This is a genomic window from Paenibacillus sp. An7 (assembly GCF_009870785.1).
In the GTDB taxonomy this organism is placed as follows: Bacteria; Bacillota; Bacilli; order Paenibacillales; family Paenibacillaceae; genus Paenibacillus.
Window position 1 is genome coordinate 1 of record NZ_WTWX01000058.1, and the last position, 2,806, is coordinate 2,806.

Consider the following 2,806-nt stretch of genomic DNA (forward strand, 5'->3'; position numbering starts at 1 on the left):
GTAAAATAAAAAAGACTGTAGGCAAACTAGTTTAAGCTAGTTTGTCTACAGTCTGAAAGAAGGTCGATAGACCTTCTCAGATTGTAGACAAAAGGCATTCAGAATGCCTTTTGTCTACAATCTGAAAATAAGACCCCTAGGGGTCTTATTTTTTAAGAAAATTGTTTAGTTCCAATATTTTTTCTTGATCCGGATCATCTTGTATATCAATGATTTTCTCTTGTACTTTTCCTACGTTTTTCAAAGGTTGATTATTATCAATTTTTTCTGCAATAATTTCTGCTAAACTGGTATTCACTTCTAAATCAGAGTAATACGATAAGATATCAATTCTTGAAGCAGAACTGAGAACAGAAGTGTTAGGGACTTTGCCTTCTTCAAGTTTCGAAGAAAAGAAAGAAAGCTCACTTAATAATCTCTGGTTGAGGTTTTGCTGAAATAAATCCTGTTTAGCGTTATGGGATTGATATAAAAATATATTAAAGAATAGAGATCCAATAAGAAGTATCAATAGAGGAATATATGCTTTTTTTTTCAATTAAAATCCTTCTTTACCAAGAAATTTGATTGTGATTGTAAACTTCCATTGTTTTGCTTGCTGGACCAATACTTATACCAGCAGTTCCTTTTATGTCTACACTTAATGAGGAGTTTAGAATTGTAATATTATGACCGTATTTAGCATAGATATCTGCCTTTGTCAATGTCGATACATTTGGAGTATATCTATACTTCATGTAACCTATTATGTTTCTTGCATAATCGGGATGAGAAGGGCTGTTTCCATCATTAACTTGTGGAAGTTGCATCTCATACGCATAACCTAGAACGCTTTGAAAGGCTACTGGATTATTGGTTTTTTGGATTACTTTGCTGGGATTAATTTGATCTAAATAAGTATATTTAAATACATTTGATGCTGTTCCGGGTATAACACTCATGTTACTATTTGTTCCAAGAGCAAGGACATCTTTCTGTTTTTGTGTTGGTGTCTTAAGCCATTCGAACCGAGCAGAAGCACCGCCTTGAGATGTAGAATATTTCTCATTGCTTGTCTCAAGTTTAAGCCAACTAGTTGTGGTCGTAGATGCTCCCATGGTAGTAATTCCATTATCTTTATTATTAGATTGTTCCATTGCTTCCTGTTTGGAAACTTCAGATACATTTGTGTCTACAATTTGAAGTGGACTATATCCGTTATCTGGAGTTGCTAAAGTATAATCATAGACCTCTTCTAGTTTGAAGTAATTTTCATCAACTGAAGAAGTAACTAGTTCGGAAATACCATCATAATAATACTGTAGATCTTCGTCAATTAGATCATTTACCCAATCTTCAGATAAACCGTATGCTTGATGTACTGCTGACCTTTTTTCTTCAATAGACAACTTTTCACTTGCAAAAGTAGTTGAATTACCAAGTAATGATGCACAAATTAGGGAAGCTGAAGCCAAAACTGTTACTCTTTTGATCGTTTTACTAATTAACAAAATTAATCCCTGCTTTCTCTTCCTTTTTTAATAAACAATGTTCAAATAATTGAAATATTAATATTAATAATGGTAACAGAAAGAAAAAATTAATAAAATAGGAGGATATACGTGATCTACTATGTATAAATTTGTCGAATAATAAGGTATTAATGAGCCTATATGACTATATTCAAGAAACCTGTATATATGCAATTAGAGGAGCTTGTGAGTTCTTCAAAGGGCACTTAATGGATTAATTCTTTTAACTGAGTCAGGCTACCTAATGTTAGTAAAATCTTTTTCGGATGACCTTGCCTGGGAAGTGCAACGAATGCTAGTCATCACTTATTTTTGCTTCAGACAGTTTGTAACCAACTGCACTAACTTTACCTCGTGGGGTGATCCTTTAATTTGGTGGTATCAAGGATCTCAAAACAGTACTATTTGGTCAGTAGCACATGATTACGTGTACTTTGGTAATAGAAACAATGATCAGGACGGAGGACTTTCTCACGTTTATACATCAAGTGTAAAAGATCTAAAGATCGGTAGAATAGCGGCACATCCTTTTTTTATAACTGTCTACTTAATAGGGTTCAGGTTCATGGCAAGCTGCTCCCTACTGTATTCAACTATTGTTTTCTCGTTAGTTCAAAGAACAGTTCATCAACAAATTATCACTTCACTCTTTCGGAAATATTTTTACTTATTTCTTCAGGATTTTCAACACCAATGATCAACTTCGATATTTTGAACTTACCAACTTGAAAGCTATTCAAATCTAAATGAAGAGTTTTAAGCTCATTTTCAAAAAAGTGCAGTTGATAACCACCCTTTGCTCTAAATAACCCATTTCTCATTCCTCCTAATAAAGCACCATATAGTTTAAAAGCATTTGGTATCGGTCTACCTGTTGTTATTCCCTTAATTGAAGAGTATGGAATTTGCAACCCTTTATCTAATTTTAAAAAGGGTGAGTTTCCAAGGTCGATATTTATGTAGGTTTCCATTAATTGAATTTTACGTTCCATATTTTGAATCCTCCATTTTCAATTAATCCATTTATTTTACAACCCATAATTACATATAATACCACAAAAACCTCTTTTATCCTTAAAAGTCTAAGCTCTGCCCGTTTGCTTAACGCACGCTGCCAGTCTACAACTTTATTTTCTCAGTTTATCAAGACCTTAATTTAAGAAAGATAGATATATTAAAGGGTTTCACATATTAGTCATGACTAATATGTGAAACCCTTTATGTTCAACTATTGTTTTATCGTTAGCGTAACAATAAATTTAGATTATAGCATTGAATCCGCTATTTTTTGGATT

3 protein-coding genes are annotated in these 2,806 nt (G+C 32.9%); all 3 read right to left on the minus strand.

From position 1 onward, the window contains the following. Nucleotides 1–145 precede the first annotated feature (145 nt). On the minus strand, nucleotides 146–538 hold the full coding sequence (locus GQY27_RS21060) for a hypothetical protein (RefSeq protein ID WP_160037223.1): 393 nt from the start codon (nucleotides 536–538) through the stop codon (nucleotides 146–148). A 13-nt stretch (nucleotides 539–551) separates the two neighbouring features. Next, nucleotides 552–1,490 carry a hypothetical protein gene (locus tag GQY27_RS21065; protein ID WP_160037224.1) on the minus strand — a complete coding sequence of 313 codons (939 nt, stop codon included), beginning with the start codon at nucleotides 1,488–1,490 and terminating at the stop codon, nucleotides 552–554. A 659-nt stretch (nucleotides 1,491–2,149) separates the two neighbouring features. Next, entirely contained in the window at nucleotides 2,150–2,503 is a 354-nt protein-coding gene (locus GQY27_RS21070) for a hypothetical protein (protein ID WP_160037225.1), read from the minus strand. Nucleotides 2,504–2,806: the final 303 nt, after the last annotated feature.

What these genes read in the sequence shown, in the direction of transcription:
- GQY27_RS21070 (WP_160037225.1), bottom strand. Translation starts at nt 2,503, where the DNA reads ATGGAACGTAAAATTCAATTAATGGAAACCTACATAAATATCGACCTT.